This window comes from Streptosporangium sp. NPDC001559 (assembly GCF_042893955.1).
In the GTDB taxonomy this organism is placed as follows: Bacteria; Actinomycetota; Actinomycetes; order Streptosporangiales; family Streptosporangiaceae; genus Streptosporangium.
The window spans coordinates 170,965-188,398 of the sequence record NZ_JBIAVG010000017.1; the positions used below are offsets into that span (position 1 = coordinate 170,965).

Genomic DNA, 17,434 nt, shown 5'->3' on the forward strand with positions numbered 1-17,434 from the left:
CGCGGCGCGTTCACGCCGGGAGGGGCCGGCCGGTCAGTAGTTGCGCCGCACGTGGATGGCCCAGCCCCCGTCGGGAAGCTCGTAGCTCGCCACGTGGTGGTGCGACTTCAGCCTGCACCAGGCCGGGATGTCGGTGAACGCGGCGGGGTCGTCGGCCAGGACCGAGACGATCGCGTTGCGCGGCACGTAGTTGATCTGCTCGGCGAGCATGATGATGGGAATCGGGCATTTCTTGCCCAGCGCGTCGATGGTCAGCGCGGGAGGCTGGCCCGCCTCCGCCTCGGCCGCCTGGATGGACGTCATGGAGCGCTCACTCCCCACATCTTGGTCATGACTTGACTCCCGCGTCCTCACGAATCCTCCTCACCGCGTCCGGCAGGACGGTGAGGAAACGGTCGACATCCGTCGCGGACGCGCCCTGGGGCAGCGATACCCGTACGTTCCCGTGCGTAAGCACGCCCATGGCCTCCAAAACATGCGACGGACGAAGCGTACTGGCCGTGCAGGAGCTGCCAGATGATACGGCGAACCCTGCCTTGTCCAATTCTGTCAGTAACGCTTCACCTTCGACGTAAAGACAGGAAAAGGTGATGATATGTGGTGCCCGGGAGACCGGGTCGCCGATCACCTCGACGTCCGGGACGAGCCGGGGGACCTCGGCCCTGATCCGGTCGACCAGCGCGGACAGACGCGCCGACTCCCTGGCGGAGTCGGCGGCCACGGCGCGCAGCGCGGCGGCGGCGGCCACGATCGCGGGCACGTTCTCGAACCCGGGGACCCTGCGCCGCTCACGCTCGTCCTCGGGCAGCGGGCTGCGCCAGCGGGTGCCCTTGCGGACAGCCAGCACACCGACCCCCGCGGGGCCGCCCCACTTGTGCGCGCTGGCCGTCAGCACCGACCAGCCGCCGGGCGGCGGCATCCGGCCCGCGGTCTGCGCGGCGTCGACCAGCAGCGGCACGCCCGCCTCCGCGCACGCCGCCGCCGCCTCGGCGACCGGCTGGAGCGTTCCGACCTCGTGATTGGCGCTCTGCAGGCAGGCCAGCGCCGTGCCCGGCGCCAGCACGGCCTCGCGGAAGGCGGCCGGGTCGACCGCGCCGGTGAGGCCGACGCCGACCGTCTCGACGCTTCCCCCGTCGCGTTCGTGGACCTCGGCGGCGTGCAGCACACTGGAGTGCTCGACGGCGGAGGTCACCAGGCGGCGCCCGATCCTGCGCCGCCCGTGCAGGGCGCCCAACACGCCGAGGTGTACGGCCTGGGTGCCCGAGGAGGTGAAGGAGATCTCATCGGGGCGGGTTCCCAGGGCCTCGGCGACCTCTGTACGCGCCTGTTCCAGTAACATCCTTGCCCGGCGGGCGGGGCCGTACAGCCTCGCCGGGTCGGCCCAGCCGGCGTCGAGCGCCGCGACCAGAGCCTCGCGTGCCTGAGGGTGCAGCGGCTCTGTCGAGGCCGCGTCGAAGTACGCCACGTCCCAATCGTCGCATCACACGCGGCGCAATCGGGGGCTGCGCGGGGGGGCGAGGGTGGTCCGCGCTAATGTGTCCCCCAGCGTAAAGCTGTGAACTACAAGTTGTGAACATGAACAAACGACCGCCCAGGAGCGATTTCTGGGCTTCATCTGTGGGGTAGGCGATCCGTGAGTCCGACCCGCCGTTCCGCACGGCGTCCGTTGGCCCGCCGCCGGGTGCCACGCGCTGCCGCTCTGGCGCTGCTGCTGGTTTCCGTGTCGGCGTGCAGTGCTGAGAACATCGCCGGGGAGTGGTCTCGTGGCGGTATGACCGAGGGCATCACCAAGCAGGCCGATACCGTCCAGAGCCTGTGGAACGGCTCCTGGATCGCGGCACTCGCCACCGGTTTGGTCGTGTGGGGCCTGATCCTGTGGTCCGTGGCCTTCCACCGTAAGAGGAAGAACTCCAAGGAGAGCCTGCCTCCGCAGGTGCGCTACAACCTCCCGATCGAGATCCTCTACACGGTTGTGCCGATCATCATGGTCGGTGTCTTCTTCTACTTCACCGCGCGGGACCAGAACTACATCAACGCCGTCTCCGGCAAGGCCGACGTCAAGGTCAAGGTCGAGGGCTTCCAGTGGAGCTGGCGCTTCACCACCGACTACAACGGCAAGAAGGCCGAAGTGGTCGGCATGCCGGTCGGCGACTACCGCGAGGGTCCGCGGCTGGTGCTTCCCGCGGGCAAGAAGGTGGAGTTCGACCTCGTCTCGCCCGACGTCATCCACTCCTTCTGGGTGCCCGCCTTCCACTTCAAGCGGGACGTCATCCCCGGAGTGGAGAACAAGTTCGAGGTGGAGACCCTGAACAAGTCCGGTGTGTTCGCGGGCCGCTGCGCCGAGCTGTGCGGTACCGACCACAGCCGGATGCTCTTCTCCGTGGAACTCGTCAGCCCGGCCGAGTTCGACAAGTACATCGCTAGTCAGGCGGGTGCCCAGTGACCGCACTTCAAGAGCCCATCGCTCTGACCCCGGTGACGACCCGCAAGGGCTCGGTCGTCGCGAAGTGGATGTCGTCCACCGATCACAAGATCATCGGACATCTCTACCTCATCACCTCGTTCGTGTTCTTCCTGATCGGCGGCGTGATGGCGCTGATCATGCGGGCCGAGCTGGCGCAGCCGGGGCTGCAGCTCACCAGCAACGAGCAGTTCAACCAGCTGTTCACCATGCACGGCACGGTCATGCTGCTGATGTTCGCGACGCCGCTGTTCGCGGGCTTCGCCAACGAGCTGATGCCGCTGCAGATCGGCGCCCCGGACGTGGCCTTCCCGCGTCTGAACATGGTCAGCTACTGGCTGTTCCTGTTCGGCAGCACCATCGCCCTGTCGGGCTTCCTCACCCCGGGCGGCGCGGCCAGCTTCGGCTGGTTCGCCTACGCCCCGCTGTCGGACGCGATCCACTCGCCCGGTATCGGTGGCGACCTGTGGATCGTCGGTCTGACCATCAGCGGTCTCGGCACGATCCTCGGCTCGGTGAACTTCATCACCACGATCGTGTGCATGCGCGCTCCCGGCATGACGATGTTCCGCATGCCGATGTTCACCTGGAACGTCCTGCTCACCTCGATCCTGGTGCTGATGGCCTTCCCGGTGCTGGCCGCCGCGCTGCTGGCGCTCGAGGCCGACCGCAAGCTCGGCTCGCACATCTTCGACTCGGCGACCGGTGGTGCCATGCTCTGGCAGCACCTGTTCTGGTTCTTCGGCCATCCCGAGGTGTACATCATCGCGCTGCCGTTCTTCGGCATCGTGACGGAGATCCTGCCGGTCTTCAGCCGCAAGCCGCTGTTCGGCTACATCGGCCTGGTCGGCGCGACCATCGCCATCGCCGGTCTGTCGATCACCGTGTGGGCGCACCACATGTTCCCGACCGGCCAGGTGCTGCTGCCGTTCTTCTCCTTCATGACGTTCCTCATCGCGGTCCCGACCGGAGTGAAGTTCTTCAACTGGATCGGCACGATGTGGCGGGGGCACCTGTCGTTCGAGTCGCCCATGCTGTTCTCGATCGGCTTCCTGGTGACCTTCCTCTTCGGTGGTCTGACCGGCGTCATCCTGGCCTCGCCGCCGCTGGACTTCCAGGTGTCGGACTCCTACTTCGTGGTGGCCCACTTCCACTACGTCGTCTTCGGCACCGTGGTCTTCGCGATGTTCGCGGGCTTCTACTTCTGGTGGCCCAAGTTCACCGGCAAGATGCTCAACGACACGCTGGGCAAGGTCCACTTCTGGACGCTGTTCATCGGCTTCCACACCACGTTCCTGGTGCAGCACTGGCTCGGCGCGGCCGGCTTCCCGCGCCGCTACGCCGACTACAGCCCGGCCGACGGCTTCACCAACCTGAACATGGTCTCCTCGGTCGGCGCGTTCCTGCTGGGCGCATCGACGCTGCCGTTCCTGTACAACGTGTGGCGGACCCACAAGTCCGCTCCCAAGGTCACGGTGGACGACCCGTGGGGCTACGGCAACTCGCTGGAGTGGGCGACCTCCTGCCCGCCGCCGCGGCACAACTTCACCTCGCTGCCGCGCATCAGGTCCGAGCGCCCCGCGTTCGACCTCAAGTACCCGCACATCACCTCGGCCTCGCGTGAGCTGGAGGACAACCGATGAAGGTCCAGGGCTGGCTGTTCATCCTCTGCGGCATCTTCTTCGCCGCGGTGGACGTCGTCTACTGGTTCTGGTCAAGGGAACCGGTCGGCACGACGGCGATGGCGATCTCGGTCGGCTTCGCCTTCATGATCGGCTACTACCTCATGTACACCGCCCGCCGCATCGGCGAGCAGCCTGAGGACGACAAGCAGGGTGAGATCAGCGACGGCGCGGGGGAGCTCGGCTTCTTCAGCCCGCACAGCTGGTGGCCGCTGTTCGTCTGCCTGGCCGTCTCGCTCACCGCGGTCGGCCTGGTCATCGGCTGGTGGCTGTTCCTGATCGGCGTGTTCGCGGTCATCATGAGCATGATCGGGTTCGTCTTCGAGTACTACCGGGGTCACTTCTCGCACTGAGCGCGTCGCCACCCCAGGCTCCCGGAAACGGGCCACGGAGATTCCGTGGCCCGTTTTTTGGTGTTTATTGAGGACGCACACCCACCGCCATATGTGGCGCTCCGCTTACTACGGGTAATAACAGGATCACCGGACCGGTCCTGAACAGGGGAGTACACGTGGGGCACGTGGGACAGACGATGCGTGGTTCGATTCCGGGGGCCGGGCTACTGGCCCTGCTACTGGTGGCCTCATGCTCGGACGGTTCCACCACCGCCGCGCGCGGGCCGGCGGGACCCGTGCCGCACGCGGACGCGGCGGTCAGTGTGGTCCCCCTCGACAGGGCGGGCAACGTGCCCACCCACGCGACCGTCCTGGTGGCCGCCAGCGGGGGGACGCTCAGGAGCGTCACCGTGAAGGGCCCCAGGAACTCCCTGACGGGCGTGCTGAGCGCCGACGGGACCCAGTGGCACAGTCAGGACACCGCGCTGCCGGGGACGACCTACGAGGTCACCGCGGTCGCGGTGAACCCGGGAGGAAAGGTCAGCGAGACCCACACCTCCTTCTCCACGGTCAAGGCCGAGAAGACCTTCGAGATCAAGGAGTTCCTTCCCGACAAGGAGCTGACGGGCCTGACGGTCGGGGTCGGCATGCCGGTCATGATCACCTTCGACCAGCCGATCACCGACCGCGTCGAGGTCGAGCGCAACCTGGCGATCCGCTCCTCGAAGCCGGTCCTCGGGGCCTGGCACTGGTTCGACGACAAGACCGTGCACTTCCGTCCCAAGACGTTCTGGCCCGCCAACACCACCGTCCGCGTCGACGCCAACCTCGAGGGCGTCAGGGGCGGCAGGGGTGTGTACGGCAAGCAGAACCAGAGCATCCGCTTCAGGGTCGGCCGCTCCCAGATCACCCGGGGCAGCACCCAGACCCACCACCTGACCGTCAGGCGCAACGGCAAGGTCGTCAGGCAGATCCCGATGAGCGCGGGCCAGGGCGGCGCCTGGAAGTACTACACGACCAGTGGCGTGCACCTGGCCATGTCCAGGGAGCCGGTGACCATCATGACCTCGCCCGGCATCGGCCCCGGCTCTCCCGGCTACTACCAGATGACCGTCTACAACACCGTCCGCATCTCCAACAGCGGCGAGTACGTGCACAGCGCCCCGTGGTCGGTCGGCTCCCAGGGGTACTCCAACGTCAGTCACGGCTGCGTCAACGTCAGCCCGGACAACGCCGTCTGGTTCATCAACAACACTCTCATCGGCGACCCGATCATCATCACGGGCACCCCTCGCCCGCTTGAGCCGACCAACGGCTGGGGCCACTGGCAGGAGAACTGGAAGCAGTGGCTGAAGTGGAGCAGCGTCAAGTACTTCACCACCAACTCCCTGTGACGCCAGAAAGCCGCTGAGGGGCCCTTTACGGCTTCTGGTCTGGGGGGGAGTTGCGGCCGGGCCGTTTCCGGGGCTCTGCGAGCCGTACAGGGCCGTTCCCGGGTCTGTGGGGGCTCGTCACCGGTTCTGGGTGGAGACAGACAACGGGGCCCGGACACCTGATCGGTGTCCGGGCCCCGTCGTGTGGCGAAGCTTGGTGACGGCTTCTAGTGGGTCAGGGACCTGTCGTCCCCACCCGAGGTGACCTGCGCGTGCTCGCCGTGCTCGTCGCCGTGACCGTGGCCGTCGTCCAGCGGGATCTTCTCGCCGCCGTAGGCCTTGCTCATCTTGGCGCGGAGCCTGCCGAGCGGGCCGCGCATCCCCTTGGGCGGGATGCCGTCCTTGTCGGTGTCGGTCCCGGCGATGGCCGGAACCGGGGCCTTGCCCCGCAGGTGCGCCTCGATGGAGGCCTCCGGCGGAACGTGGACCTCGATGTACTCACCGTGGGGCAGGCGCTTGATGACGCCCGACTCCACGCCGTGGCCGATGATCGCCGCGTCGCTGCGCTGCAGGCCGAGGCAGATCCGGTAGGTGACGATGTAGGCCACCAGCGGGCCGAGGAAGACCAGGACCCGGCCGATGTAGGTCGTCCAGTTGAGCGAGACGTGGAAGACCGAGGAGATCTCGTCGTTCGCGCCCAGCAGCCACAGCACACCGTAGAACGTGATGGCCGAGATGCCGATCGAGGTGCGGTGCGGGTTGTTGCGGGGACGGTCGGCGACGTGGTGCTCGCTGCGGTCCCCGGTGACCCACTGCTCCAGGAAGGGATACAGGGCCAGGCCGGTCATGATGATGCCCATCGGGACCAGCGCCGGGATCAGCACGCTCATCGGCAGTGTGAAGCCCAGGAAGTTGATCTCCCACGAGGGCATCAGACGGAGCGAGCCCTCAAGGAAGCCCATGTAGAAGTCGGGCTGGGAACCCGCCGAGATGTCGGCGGGCGTGTAGGGACCGAACAGCCAGATCGGGTTGATCTGGGCGAAGGTGCCCAGCAACGCGATCACGCCGAACGTGAACATGAAGTACGCGCCCGCCTTGGCCATGAAGGCCGGGTAGAACGGCGCACCGACCACGTTCTCGTTGGTCCGTCCCTTGCCCGGCATCTGGGTGTGCTTCTGCACCCACATGAGGACCATGTGGGCGGAGATGAGCGCGAGCAGGATGCCGGGGATGAGCAGGATGTGCAGCGAGTAGAACCGGGAGATCACGTCCTCGCCGGGATACTCGCCGCCGAAGAGGAAGAAGGTGATCCAGGTGCCGACCAGCGGCAGCGAGATCGCCACACCCTCGGTGATGCGCAGACCCGCGCCGGAGAGCAGGTCGTCGGGCAGCGAGTAGCCGGTCAGGCCCTCGGCCAGCGCCAGCGTCAGCAGCAGCACGCCGATGAGCCAGTTCAGCTCGCGCGGCTTGCGGTACGCACCGGTGAAGAACACACGGAGCGCGTGCACCATCATGCCGGCGACGAACAGCAGGGCGGCCCAGTGGTGCATCTGCCGCATCAGCAGGCCACCGCGCACGTCGAAGCTGATCTGCAGAGCCGAGGCGTACGCCTCGGACATCGTGACGTCCTTGAGCGGCTCGTAGGAGCCCTCGTAGACGACGTGCGCCATGGAGGGCTTGAAGAAGAACGTCAGGAAGGTGCCGGTCAGCAGCAGGATGATGAACGAGTAGAGCGCGATCTCACCCAGCAGGAACGACCAGTGGTCGGGGAACACCTTGCGCAGGTTGCGCTTGAGGAAGTTTCCCGCGCCGAGCCGGTCGTCGAGGAAACCGCTCGCGCCCGCGATGGGCTTCGGAACCGTTCCGGTGCTCATGCGTGGCCTCCCTTCTCACGGACCTCGGCCTCGGCGTCGCCGCGCTCCCAGAAGCTGGGCCCCGGCGGGACGGCGAAGTCGGCCGTGGCGACCAGGTAGCCCTCGCCGTCCACGGCGATGGGCAGCTGGGGCAGCGGCCTGGCGGCCGGACCGAAGATCACCTTGGCGCCGTCCGCGGCGTCGAAGGTGGACTGGTGGCACGGGCACAGGATGTGGTGGGTGGTCTGCTCGTACAGGGCCGCGGGGCAGCCGACGTGCGTGCAGATCTTGGAGTACGCCACGATTCCGTCGTGCGTCCAGTTCTTGTTCGTCCCGGACTTGATCTCCTCCGGGCGGAACTTGATCAGGATCAGCGTGGCCTTGGCCAGGGCGTCGAGGTCGTGCTCGTAACCCTCGGGCACGACCGACAGGATGCCGCCGGGGGAGTTGAAGTCGGCCGCGCGGATCGGCGCGCCGGTTCCCTCGACGACGAGCCTGCGGTTCTTGCCGTCCTTGGTCTTCTCGCCCCAGACGGTGTGCCGCAGCTTCTCGGGGAAGTTCTTGTAGCGCGGGCCGAGGTCGCGCAGCAGCACTATCGGCAGCACGCCCAGCGGGGCGGCGGCCAGCAGGAGCGTACGGCGCAGCAGCGGCCGCTTGGTGATGCCGCTCTCGGCGGCGCCCTGCAGGAAGGTCTCGCCGACCTGCTCCCTGACCTCGGAGGAGGAGGCCATCGTGTGACGCTCCTGGACCAGGCTGTACTTCGGCATGACCATGCGGACCCAGAACACGATGCCCGCCGCGAGCGACAGCAGCGCCAGGGTCAGCGAGCCGCCCAGCGCCAGGGTCGAGGTCTTGGTCGTCTCGACGTCGCCCACCTGGAAGATCACGTAGGAGACGACGAAGGCGACCGCGGCCAGGAAGGTGATGAGGAAGCACAGGGCCGCGGCCCGCTCACCCTTCTTGGCGGTCTGCTCGTCCTGCAGGTTCACACCGGGGACCTCGGCTGCGGCTCCGGTGCGCTCCTCCTCGCCCAGCAGGGAGGTGGCCGTCGCGGGCGCCGGGGTGCCGATGACGCGGTGTGGCACGCGCCCCTCGGGCTGTTCGATGTCGTGGTTGTTGTCTGTCATTGGTGGGCCTGTCGCTTCTTGGCGGTGATCCAGATAGCGGCCAGGGCGAGCAGGCTGATGCCCGCGATCCAGGCCACGAGACCCTCGGTCACCGGACCGATGCGGCCGAGGCCGGCGCCGCCCGGGTTGGGCTCGTCACGCACGCCCACGATGTAGGCGATCATGTCCCGCTTCTGGTCGGGGGTGATGATGCTGTCGTTGAACACCGGCATCGCCTGCGGGCCGGTGATCATGGCCTCGTAGATCTGCTTCGGGGTGGCCTCGTTCAGCGGCGGGGCGTACTTGCCCTGGGTCAGGGCACCCCCGGCGCCGACGAAGTTGTGGCACTGGATGCAGTTCGCGCGGAACAGCTCGCCACCCTTCGACTTGTCACCCTTGGCCGGGTCGACCTGCTCGTCGGCGGGGACGGTGGGACCGCCGCCCAGCGACTGGATGTAAGCGGAGAGCTGCCGGACGGTGTCCTCGTTGACCCAGGGCGCCGTCGGCTTGCGCGGGGCCTGGGCGCCGGGGTTGGCCAGGGGCATACGGCCACTGCTGACCTGGAAGTCCACGGCGGCGGCGCCGACGCCGACGAGCGTCGGGCCGTTCTTGGTGCCCTCGGCGCTGAGGCCGTGGCAGCTGGAGCAGCTCTGCTCGAAGAGTTTCTTGCCCTCGGCGACGTCGTCGGCCCTGCCGGACGCGATAGCCGCGTCAGCCCGCTCACTCGTCGGGGCCGCGAGGGTGTAGAACCCCCCGAGCAGCCCAAGGGCAAGAAGCAGGACGGCGTATCTCGCGAGGGGATGCCGCCGCCCAGCGGTGATCCTATTCACAGAGATCCCCGATTCCTTAATGAATGCCGTAGATGGTCACGAAAAGGCCGATCCAGACCACGTCGACGAAGTGCCAGTAGTAGGACACGACGATGGCGCTGGTCGCCTGCTCACGGGTGAAGCGCTTCGCGGCGTACGTGCGTCCCAGCATGAACAGGAACGCGATCAGTCCACCGGTCACGTGAAGGCCGTGGAAGCCCGTGGTCAGGTAGAACACCGAGTCGTACGCGGAGTGCGACAGGGTGTGCCCCTCCTCGACCAGCTGGCTGTACTCGTACAGCTGACCGGCGACGAACACGGCACCCATCAGGAAGCTGACGATGTACCAGAAGCGCAGCTTGGCGACCTGGCCCTTCTCAGCCGCCCACACGCCCAGCTGACAGGTCACGCTCGACAGGACCAGGATGATCGTGTTGACCAGCGAGAACTGGACGTTCAAGTGAGCCTCCGGCCAGGGGAGACCCTGACCGAGACTGACCGACCGGATGGTGAAGTACATCGCGAACAGCGCCGCGAAGAACATGAGCTCAGAGGACAGCCAGACGATCGTCCCAACGCTGACCAGGTCTGGCCTGCGGGACGAATGCGCTGTCGTCGTCGTTGATATTGCGGATGCTGTCGCCACGGGCAGCATTATTGCGGTTCTCCTGGTCGGGTCGCCGCACGACCCCCCACTAGGAGGTCCCCGCGCTCCCTAAAACCGGGCTTATGGCGCATTTATCTCATGGATGCGTCCGGCCTGGGTCTACGGGCGAGCCGCCCGGTACCATCCCAGGTGACCATACATCGACAAGGGATAGTGAGCGCCACCGTGAGCACCGACGACAAGATGAGGGTCCTCGTCTACAGCGACGACGCGAGCACTCGCGAGAAGGTGCGGCAGGCGATCGGCAGGCGTCCCGCCGCCGACGTGCCCCTCGTGGAGATCGTGGAGTGCGCCACCCACGCGAAGGTCGTCCAGCACTTCGACTCGGGTGAGATCGACGTCGCCGTGCTCGACGCCGAGACCCAGCCCGCGGGCGGCATGGGGGTCGCCAGGCAGGCCAAGGACGAGGTGTACGACTGCCCGCCGATCTGCCTGCTGATCGCCCGCCGCGACGACCGGTGGCTGGCCGAGTGGTCCCGCGCGGAGGCCGTCGTGCCGCAGCCGATCGACCCGGTCGTGCTGGCCGACACCGTCGCCGACCTGATGCGCCGCCGCCTGTCGACCCGCCTGACCGCCCGGTAGACCGAACCCCTCTGGAGACCCCACATGGACGCGCGCACCACCTGGCCCGCGTTGTTGTCCGCCCTGCTCGCGGGTGAGCACCTCACCGCGGACGAGAGCTCCTGGGCGATGAACGAGATCATGTCCGGTTCGGCGACCTCCGTGCAGATCGCGGGCTTCGCCGTGGCGCTGCGGGCCAAGGGGGTGACGGTCGCCGAGCTGACCGGGCTGACGCGCACCATGCTGGAACGGGCGACCCCGCTGACGGTCGAGGGGCCCGTCGTCGACGTCGTCGGCACCGGTGGCGACCGCGCCCACACCGTCAACGTCTCCACGATGGCCGCCATCGTGGCCGCCGCGGCCGGCGCCCGCGTCGTCAAGCACGGAAACAGGGCCGCCTCCTCCCTCTGCGGGGCCGCCGACGTGCTGGAGCACCTGGGAGTCGTGCTCGACCTGACCCCGGAGAACACCGCCAGGGTCGCCGTCGAGGCGGGCATCTCCTTCTGCTTCGCGCCCGTCTACCACCCGGCGCTGCGCTTCGTCGGGCCGGCGCGCAAGGAACTCGGCATCCCGACCGTCTTCAACTTCCTCGGGCCGCTGACCAACCCCGCCAGGCCGCAGGCCCAGGCCATCGGCATCTTCGACCCGGTCATGCTCCCCGTGGTCGCCGGCGTGTTCGCCGAGCGCGGCGTCTCCGCCCTGGTCTTCAGGGGCGACGACGGGCTCGACGAGCTCACCACCGCGACGACCTCGACCGTCTGGATCGTGCGTGACGGCACCGCGAGGAAGACCGTCTTCGACCCGGCCGCGCTCGGCATTCCCAGGTCGGACCAGGACGCGCTGCGCGGCGGGGACGTGGCCTTCAACGCGCAGGCCGTACGCGACCTGCTGGGCGGCAAGACCGGGCCGGTCCGCGACGCGGTGCTGCTCAACGCCGCCGCGGCCCTGGTCGCCTACGACGCCGCCGGCGACGACCTGGACGCCGCGATGGCCGGTGCCTACGCTAGGGCGGGACAGGCCGTCGACTCCGGTGAGGCGGGGGCGCTCCTCGACCGCTGGGTCGAGGTCAGCCAGGCTCTGAAAACGCCCTGAGACGTCCTGACCCGCGAGTCCTCCCCTCCCGGGCGGACGCAAGATCCTCCCGTGAGGGGATGCCGCGCCTGTCGTGGCAGCCCTAGATTGCGCCCATGTGGCGTGTTGACCTTCCTGCCTGGCGAGTGGCGCTCGGCCTGCTTGTCCTCGCGGTCGTCTGCCTCTCGCTGGCCGCCGCGAGGCTGGCGCGTGAGCGACGCCTGCTGCTGCTGAGCCTGGCCGCGGAGCGCACCAGGCTGGCCGGGCAGCGGGAGGCGCTGAGCCGTGCCGCGGCGATGAGGGAGCGCGCCCGCATCGCCGGAGAACTGCACGACGTGGTCGCCCACGGGGTCAGCATGATGACGCTCGGTGTCGGCGCGGGCCGGATGATCATGGAGAAGGACCCCGCGAGGGCCCGCGAGACACTACGCGTCGCCGAGGAGTCGGGCCGTCAGGCGCTCGTCGAGTTACAGCGGATCCTGAGCCTGCTGAGCGTCGAGGGCGCCCCCGCGGCGACCAGGCACCCCCAGCCAAGGCTGTCCGACCTGTCCGACCTGCTCACCCAGGTCCGTACGGCGGGCCTGCGGGTCCAGGTGGTCGAGGACGGATCACCGGTGGAGGTCGGCCTGACCCTGGAACTGGCGGCCTACCGGATCGTCCAGGAGGCGCTGGGCAACACGCTCAAGCACGCGGGAGCAAGTACGGCCCATGTCACGTTGCGCTGGCGTCCCGGCTTTCTCGACGTGCTCGTCCGCGACGACGGCCAGATGGTCCCTCCGCCCGCCGGGACCGGCGCCGGGACGGGGCTGCTCGGCATGCGCGAGCGCGCCACGATGTTCGGCGGGACCCTGGAGGCCAGGCCGATGCCCGAAGGGGGGTTCGAGGTGCGGGCCCGCCTGCCGACAACGGGCGAACTGCGCCCGGGGGCCCGCCTGCCCACCTGAGGGCCCGGTCAGTCGGACTCGCCCAGGCCGATCGAGAAGGCGGCCTCGAGGTCGTGCCGGGAGTAGGTGCGGAAGGCGATGTGCGTCTCGGTGCGCAGCACCCCGGCCACCTTGTTCAGCCTGCCGGGGATGACCTCGGCGACCTGCTCGTAGGCGGGGACGCGGACGATCGCCAGCAGGTCGTACTCCCCGGTTATGGAGTAGACCTCGCTCACCCCGTCGATCTCGGCGATCGTCTGGGCGACCTCGGGGATTCGGTCCACCTCGGCGTTGATGTGCACGATCGCGGTGACCACTGACTCTCCTCCTGGTCGGGAACTCTCCCACGACGCTATCAGCGTCCCCTGCGGCCCTCGCCGTCCCCGTACTGCTCACGGGAGCGGTAGGCCAGGTCGATGCGGGACCTGAACCGTCCGGCACCGCCGATCGGCAGGCTCCAGCCGCCCTCGACCTGCACCAGCCGTACCCCGGGGGTCTCCAGCCAGCGCAGCACGCACTCGGTCTCCTCGGCCCCGGCGGCCGGGACCGGGCCGGGACCGGGCACGACGGTCTCCGCCGTCGCCACCAGCGCGTCCACGAACGGGGTCGGGTGGGCGCCCCTCGGCATCACCCCGGCCGAGACCAGCCTGCCGTGCCTGACGACGTGGATCTCCCAGTCGCCGCCGGTCAGCGGGGCGGCGGCGACCAGCTGCGGCAGTGAGGTCAGCCCGCGCAGCCGCTGCATGCGCGCCGAGACACGCACGTAGGAGGCCAGCCGGTCGCGGTCGGCCGCGGCCTCCTCGTAGCGCTCCTCGCGGGACAGGCGTTCCATCCTGGCCTCGATCGCGGAGAAGACCTCCGAGGCGTCCAGCTCCATCGCCCTGCGGGCGGCCGCGGCGTGCAGGCCGTACTCCTCTACGCTCTGGCGGCCCTCACAGGGGGCGCCGCACCGGCCGATCCCGGCCAGCGCGCACGCGGGGCGGCCCGCGCGAGGGGTGATCCGCTCCGTGCACCGGCGCAGCGGGATCGCCTCGTGCAGCGCGGAGCGGGCGTCCTCGGCGGCACGGACGCTGCCGAACGGGCCGAGGTATCCGGCCCCGTCGTCCTTGACCTCGCGCACGACGGACAGGCGGGGGAAGGGCTCCTCGGTGAGTTTGAGCCAGACCATCCGCTCGGGGAAACGCGACCTGCGGTTGTAGCGCGGCTTCGCCGAGCCGATCAGCCTGAGCTCCCTGACCTCGGCCTCAAGGGGGGTGGCGCAGACGATGGTCCTGATCCGCTCGGCGACGGCGACCATCTCGCGGATCCTCGGCCGGGTCTCGGCGGCGGTGAAGTAGCTGCGGACACGGTTGCGCAGGTTGGTGCTCTTGCCGACGTAGAGGGGCTCACCCCGATCGTCCTCGAACACGTAGACCCCCGGCTCGCCGGGCACCCCGTTGGCCAGGTGGCGTTTGCGGCGCTGCTCGGGCGTCGGAGCCCGCACGAAACCCTTCAGCTCCTCCAGCGTGTGCACCCCGAACGAGCCCGCCCGCTCGATCAGGGCGTGCAGCACGTCCACGGTCGCCCGGGCGTCGGCGAGCGCGCGGTGGCACGGCTCGCTCCTGCTGAAGACCTTGGCCAGGGTGGAGAGCTTGTAGTTGGGGACCTCGTCGCGGGTCAGCAGCCTGCGGGCCAGCACGACGGTGTCGACCACGGGGTTGCCGGGCGGAGGGTAGCCCAGGGCCGCGCAGGCCGCCCTGACGAACGACAGGTCGAAGCCCGCGTTGTGGGCGACGAACGTGGCGCCCCTGGCGAACTCCAGGAAGGAGGGCAGCACCGAGTCGATCCTCGGCGCGGCGGTCACCATGGCGTCGGTGATGCCGGTGAGCACCGAGATGAAAGGCGGGATCGGTGAGCCCGGATCGACCAGCGTGCCGAACTCGCCGAGCACCTCACCGCCGCGAACCTTGACCGCGCCTATCTCCGTGATGGCGTGCTCGTCGGCGGAGACCCCCGTGGTCTCCAGGTCGAACACGACGAACGTGATCTGCTCAAGCGGCGTGCCCAGTTCGTCAAGCGTCCCCTGCACGGCGTACTCCACGGCTCACGACCATAGGAGCATCGACCGACATTTACCGCTCCGGGGTCCGCCTGGCGTCGTTCCCCCTTGGCGTTCCGGCAACCCTCACGTAACCCTCATCTCACCGCGCGGGCACCATGGGGCCCAAAGGGGCTCAGAGCGGCTCAGGGGGCTCACTCGTCCCGTACGGCCGCGCCCGCCGCCCACAGTGCCGGCCCGAGCACCCCGAGCACGATGCAGGCGAAGATCTCGTAGCCCTCCAGCAGTCCCACGCGGTGCACCAGGAACCACTCGCGGCCGAGGCTCCCCGGTCCCCCGAGCTCGCTGATCACGCCGCCGACGGCCTGGACGACGCAGACGCTCCCGAGGATCCGCAGGGTCGCTCTCATGCCCTCGATGGTGACGTGGGGACCGGATGGGACGCGTCGGCCGAAAGTCGGCGGAACATCAACTTTGGTCGGTACCGGACGTTCCGGATGGGTCCTACCCTCGGACAACGTGACGGAGTATCGGTGGCTGCTGCCCGCGGTCCTGCACGGCGACCTCGTGGGCGAGCGGTCCCCGACGCGGCGGTCGGCCCGCGACTGGGGTGTCGACATCGTCGTCTTCGTCGTGGCCGCGCTGCTGGGGCTCGCCACCGCGCTGGCCATGCGTCCCGGTGGTTCGACCCCGTACGCCGTCGTCCTCGCCGACCAGATCGTCGGGGCCGCCGCGTGCGCGCTGCTGTGGCTGCGGCGCCGCTGGCCGGTCGGCCTGGCCCTCGTCATGGTGCCCGCCGCGCTCGCCTCGGGCATCGCCTCGGGAGCCGTCGCCGTGGCGCTCTTCACGGTCGCGGTGCACCGCCCCTTCAAGACGGTCGCCGCGATCACCGGGTTGCACGTCCTCGCGCTCGCTCCCCAGCTGTGGTGGCGGCCCGACCCGGAGGTCTCCTACTGGGGGGCGATGGCGTTCTCGGTGCTGTCCTACCTGCTGCTGATCATGTGGGGCATGTTCGTCAGGGCGAGGCGCCAGCTGGTGCTCTCGCTGCGCGACCGCGCGGAGCGGGCGGAGGTCGAGGCCGAGCTGCGGGTCGAGCGGGCCAGGCACATGGAGCGCGAGCGCATCGCCAGGGAGATGCACGACGCCCTCGCGCACCGCCTGTCGCTGCTCAGCGTGCACGCGGGCGCCCTGGAGTACCGCCCCGACATCCCCCGCGACGACCTGGTCAGGACGGCCGGGGTGCTCAGGACGGGGGCGCACCAGGCGCTCCAGGACCTGCGGGAGGTCATCGGCGTGCTGCGGCTCGGCGGCGAGGAGACCGCCCCCGACCGGCCCCAGCCGACCCTCGCCGACCTGGAGGGCCTCATCGAGGAGTCCAGGCTCGCGGGCATGGAGGTGACGCTCGACATGCGGGTGGCCGAGCCGGGCAGGGCGCCCGCCGGGCTCGGCAGGAACGTCTACCGGATCACCCAGGAGGGGCTGACCAACGCGCGCAAGCACGCGACCGCGGCCCGGGTCGACGTCACCGTCAGGGGAGGGCCGGGAGACGGGCTCACCGTCGAGATCGGCAACCCCACGACCTCCGGGCGGGCCATCCCGGGCAGCGGGACGGGCCTGATCGGGCTCACCGAGCGGGCCGGGCTCGTGGGCGGCCGCCTCGTCTACGGCGTGGGTGACGACGGCAGGTTCCGGCTCAGCGCGTGGTTGCCGTGGGCCACGTGAGACGTACGACGGGGCGATGACGGCCGAGGTGGCGGGGTGTGGTTAACGTGACGGACATGAGTTCCTCGTCCGCGGGTCCGGTGATCCGTGTGCTGATCGTGGACGACGACGCCCTCGTCAGGGCCGGGCTGTCGATGATCCTGGGCGGCGCCCCCGACCTGCTCGTCGTCGGCGAGGCGGGGGACGGGCTCGAGGTGCCGGAGCTGGTGGCCGCGCACCGGCCGGACGTGGTGCTGATGGACATCCGCATGCCCAGGGTCGACGGGCTGACCGCGACCGAGCGGCTGCGCGCCGCCCCGGCCCCTCCCGAGGTGGTCGTGCTGACCACCTTCCACGCCGACGCCCAGGTGCTCCGGGCCCTGCGGGCCGGGGCGGCGGGGTTCCTGCTGAAGGACACCCCTCCGGCCGACCTGGTCGCCGCGATCCGCAGGGTCGGCGCGGGCGAGCCGATCCTGTCGCCCGCCGTCACCAGGCAGCTCATCGCGCACGTCTCCGACGGCGGCGCGGGCGCCCGCAGGGAGCAGGCGCGGGCGTTGCTCGCGGTGCTCAGCGACCGTGAGCGTGACGTCGTGCTCGCCGTCGGCAGGGGAAGGTCGAACGCGGAGATCGCCGCCGAGCTCTACATGAGCGTGGCGACGGTCAAGGCGCACGTCTCCCGGGTGCTGACGAAGCTGGAACTGAACAACCGGGTCCAGATCGCGCTGACCGTTCACGACGCGGGTTATTTGGTCTGACCCGTTCTGATCTGAATTGGCCAGGTATGGACACGACTGTGCCCGGTACGGCCGGGGCACCTGGCCGGACACCTGTCGCCGATGTCACGTTCGCCTGGG

Annotated in this window: 18 protein-coding genes; 9 read left to right on the forward strand and 9 right to left on the reverse strand. The window is 69.2% G+C overall.

The genetic code is table 11. The features are described 5' to 3' along the window. Window positions 1–33: 33 nt before the first annotated feature. Together ACFYY8_RS32770 and ACFYY8_RS32775 are read right to left on the reverse strand one after the other, a co-directional pair. On the reverse strand, window positions 34–303 hold the full coding sequence (locus ACFYY8_RS32770; RefSeq protein WP_352008836.1) for a sulfurtransferase TusA family protein: 270 nt from the start codon (window positions 301–303) through the stop codon (window positions 34–36). A 25-nt stretch (window positions 304–328) separates the two neighbouring features. Beyond that, entirely contained in the window at window positions 329–1,465 is a 1,137-nt protein-coding gene (locus tag ACFYY8_RS32775; protein WP_390047714.1) for a cysteine desulfurase family protein, read from the reverse strand. A gap of 306 nt (window positions 1,466–1,771) precedes the next feature. On the opposite strand from ACFYY8_RS32775, the gene coxB reads away from it, so the two are divergent. The 4 genes from coxB (at window position 1,772) to ACFYY8_RS32795 (ending at window position 5,872) form a co-directional block, all read left to right on the forward strand. Then, window positions 1,772–2,443, forward strand: coding sequence for a cytochrome c oxidase subunit II (gene coxB / locus ACFYY8_RS32780; RefSeq protein ID WP_390047716.1), 672 nt, complete (start codon window positions 1,772–1,774; stop codon window positions 2,441–2,443). Between the two features lie 68 nt (window positions 2,444–2,511). Then, entirely contained in the window at window positions 2,512–4,104 is a 1,593-nt protein-coding gene (gene ctaD / locus ACFYY8_RS32785) for a cytochrome c oxidase subunit I (protein ID WP_390047800.1), read from the forward strand. Further along, entirely contained in the window at window positions 4,101–4,496 is a 396-nt protein-coding gene (locus tag ACFYY8_RS32790; protein WP_352008839.1) for a cytochrome c oxidase subunit 4, read from the forward strand. The genes ctaD and ACFYY8_RS32790 overlap by 4 nt, the downstream gene beginning before the upstream one ends. Before the next feature lie 179 nt (window positions 4,497–4,675). After that, window positions 4,676–5,872, forward strand: coding sequence for an Ig-like domain-containing protein (locus ACFYY8_RS32795; protein ID WP_390047718.1), 1,197 nt, complete (start codon window positions 4,676–4,678; stop codon window positions 5,870–5,872). A 206-nt stretch (window positions 5,873–6,078) separates the two neighbouring features. On the opposite strand, the gene ACFYY8_RS32800 is transcribed toward ACFYY8_RS32795, so the two are convergent. From ACFYY8_RS32800 to ACFYY8_RS32815, 4 genes are read right to left on the reverse strand one after another with little or no spacing between them, the layout of a single operon-like run. Beyond that, entirely contained in the window at window positions 6,079–7,725 is a 1,647-nt protein-coding gene (locus tag ACFYY8_RS32800; protein WP_390047720.1) for a cytochrome bc complex cytochrome b subunit, read from the reverse strand. Further along, window positions 7,722–8,831 carry a Rieske 2Fe-2S domain-containing protein gene (locus tag ACFYY8_RS32805; protein ID WP_390047722.1) on the reverse strand — a complete coding sequence of 370 codons (1,110 nt, stop codon included), beginning with the start codon at window positions 8,829–8,831 and terminating at the stop codon, window positions 7,722–7,724. Before ACFYY8_RS32805 ends, ACFYY8_RS32800 begins: the two co-directional genes overlap by 4 nt. Then, window positions 8,828–9,640 carry a c-type cytochrome gene (locus ACFYY8_RS32810; protein WP_390047724.1) on the reverse strand — a complete coding sequence of 271 codons (813 nt, stop codon included), beginning with the start codon at window positions 9,638–9,640 and terminating at the stop codon, window positions 8,828–8,830. Before ACFYY8_RS32810 ends, ACFYY8_RS32805 begins: the two co-directional genes overlap by 4 nt. A gap of 16 nt (window positions 9,641–9,656) precedes the next feature. Continuing rightward, entirely contained in the window at window positions 9,657–10,274 is a 618-nt protein-coding gene (locus ACFYY8_RS32815; RefSeq protein ID WP_352008844.1) for a heme-copper oxidase subunit III, read from the reverse strand. Between the two features lie 195 nt (window positions 10,275–10,469). Between ACFYY8_RS32815 and ACFYY8_RS32820 the strand changes: the two genes are divergently transcribed. From ACFYY8_RS32820 to ACFYY8_RS32830, 3 genes are all read left to right on the forward strand, one after another. Continuing rightward, the gene (locus ACFYY8_RS32820) at window positions 10,470–10,868 is read left to right on the forward strand and encodes a hypothetical protein (RefSeq protein ID WP_352009452.1); all 399 of its coding nucleotides are present in this window, start codon (window positions 10,470–10,472) and stop codon (window positions 10,866–10,868) included. A 24-nt stretch (window positions 10,869–10,892) separates the two neighbouring features. Continuing rightward, on the forward strand, window positions 10,893–11,939 hold the full coding sequence (gene trpD / locus ACFYY8_RS32825) for an anthranilate phosphoribosyltransferase (RefSeq protein ID WP_390047726.1): 1,047 nt from the start codon (window positions 10,893–10,895) through the stop codon (window positions 11,937–11,939). 95 nt (window positions 11,940–12,034) lie between these two features. Beyond that, window positions 12,035–12,862 (forward strand): sensor histidine kinase, encoded by an 828-nt coding sequence (locus ACFYY8_RS32830; protein ID WP_390047728.1) that lies wholly within the window; start codon window positions 12,035–12,037, stop codon window positions 12,860–12,862. 8 nt (window positions 12,863–12,870) lie between these two features. Here ACFYY8_RS32830 and ACFYY8_RS32835 read toward each other — a convergent pair whose 3' ends face one another. The 3 genes from ACFYY8_RS32835 to ACFYY8_RS32845 form a co-directional block, all read right to left on the reverse strand. Further along, window positions 12,871–13,158 (reverse strand): Lrp/AsnC family transcriptional regulator, encoded by a 288-nt coding sequence (locus tag ACFYY8_RS32835; protein WP_390047730.1) that lies wholly within the window; start codon window positions 13,156–13,158, stop codon window positions 12,871–12,873. Window positions 13,159–13,196: 38 nt separating this feature from the next. Then, on the reverse strand, window positions 13,197–14,921 hold the full coding sequence (locus ACFYY8_RS32840; RefSeq protein ID WP_390047732.1) for a DEDD exonuclease domain-containing protein: 1,725 nt from the start codon (window positions 14,919–14,921) through the stop codon (window positions 13,197–13,199). A gap of 152 nt (window positions 14,922–15,073) precedes the next feature. Next, window positions 15,074–15,289, reverse strand: a complete 216-nt coding sequence (locus ACFYY8_RS32845) for a hypothetical protein (RefSeq protein ID WP_390047734.1) — start codon at window positions 15,287–15,289, stop codon at window positions 15,074–15,076. Window positions 15,290–15,398: 109 nt separating this feature from the next. On the opposite strand from ACFYY8_RS32845, the gene ACFYY8_RS32850 reads away from it, so the two are divergent. Together ACFYY8_RS32850 and ACFYY8_RS32855 are read left to right on the forward strand one after the other, a co-directional pair. Continuing rightward, the gene (locus ACFYY8_RS32850; RefSeq protein ID WP_390047736.1) at window positions 15,399–16,601 is read left to right on the forward strand and encodes a sensor histidine kinase; all 1,203 of its coding nucleotides are present in this window, start codon (window positions 15,399–15,401) and stop codon (window positions 16,599–16,601) included. A 56-nt stretch (window positions 16,602–16,657) separates the two neighbouring features. Beyond that, window positions 16,658–17,335 (forward strand): response regulator, encoded by a 678-nt coding sequence (locus tag ACFYY8_RS32855; RefSeq protein WP_390047739.1) that lies wholly within the window; start codon window positions 16,658–16,660, stop codon window positions 17,333–17,335. The last annotated feature ends 99 nt before the right edge of the window (window positions 17,336–17,434 follow it).

Bases quoted from the DNA above. Each gene is read 5' to 3' on its own strand.
- ACFYY8_RS32770 (WP_352008836.1), bottom strand. From the start codon at position 303: ATGACGTCCATCCAGGCGGCCGAGGCGGAGGCGGGCCAGCCTCCCGCG.
- coxB (WP_390047716.1), top strand. From the start codon at position 1,772: ATGACCGAGGGCATCACCAAGCAGGCCGATACCGTCCAGAGCCTGTGG.
- ctaD (WP_390047800.1), top strand. From the start codon at position 2,512: ATGTCGTCCACCGATCACAAGATCATCGGACATCTCTACCTCATCACC.
- ACFYY8_RS32790 (WP_352008839.1), top strand. From the start codon at position 4,101: ATGAAGGTCCAGGGCTGGCTGTTCATCCTCTGCGGCATCTTCTTCGCC.
- ACFYY8_RS32795 (WP_390047718.1), top strand. From the start codon at position 4,676: ATGCGTGGTTCGATTCCGGGGGCCGGGCTACTGGCCCTGCTACTGGTG.
- ACFYY8_RS32800 (WP_390047720.1), bottom strand. From the start codon at position 7,725: ATGAGCACCGGAACGGTTCCGAAGCCCATCGCGGGCGCGAGCGGTTTC.
- ACFYY8_RS32805 (WP_390047722.1), bottom strand. From the start codon at position 8,831: ATGACAGACAACAACCACGACATCGAACAGCCCGAGGGGCGCGTGCCA.
- ACFYY8_RS32815 (WP_352008844.1), bottom strand. From the start codon at position 10,274: ATGCTGCCCGTGGCGACAGCATCCGCAATATCAACGACGACGACAGCG.
- ACFYY8_RS32820 (WP_352009452.1), top strand. From the start codon at position 10,470: ATGAGGGTCCTCGTCTACAGCGACGACGCGAGCACTCGCGAGAAGGTG.
- trpD (WP_390047726.1), top strand. From the start codon at position 10,893: ATGGACGCGCGCACCACCTGGCCCGCGTTGTTGTCCGCCCTGCTCGCG.
- ACFYY8_RS32830 (WP_390047728.1), top strand. From the start codon at position 12,035: ATGTGGCGTGTTGACCTTCCTGCCTGGCGAGTGGCGCTCGGCCTGCTT.
- ACFYY8_RS32845 (WP_390047734.1), bottom strand. From the start codon at position 15,289: ATGAGAGCGACCCTGCGGATCCTCGGGAGCGTCTGCGTCGTCCAGGCC.
- ACFYY8_RS32855 (WP_390047739.1), top strand. From the start codon at position 16,658: ATGAGTTCCTCGTCCGCGGGTCCGGTGATCCGTGTGCTGATCGTGGAC.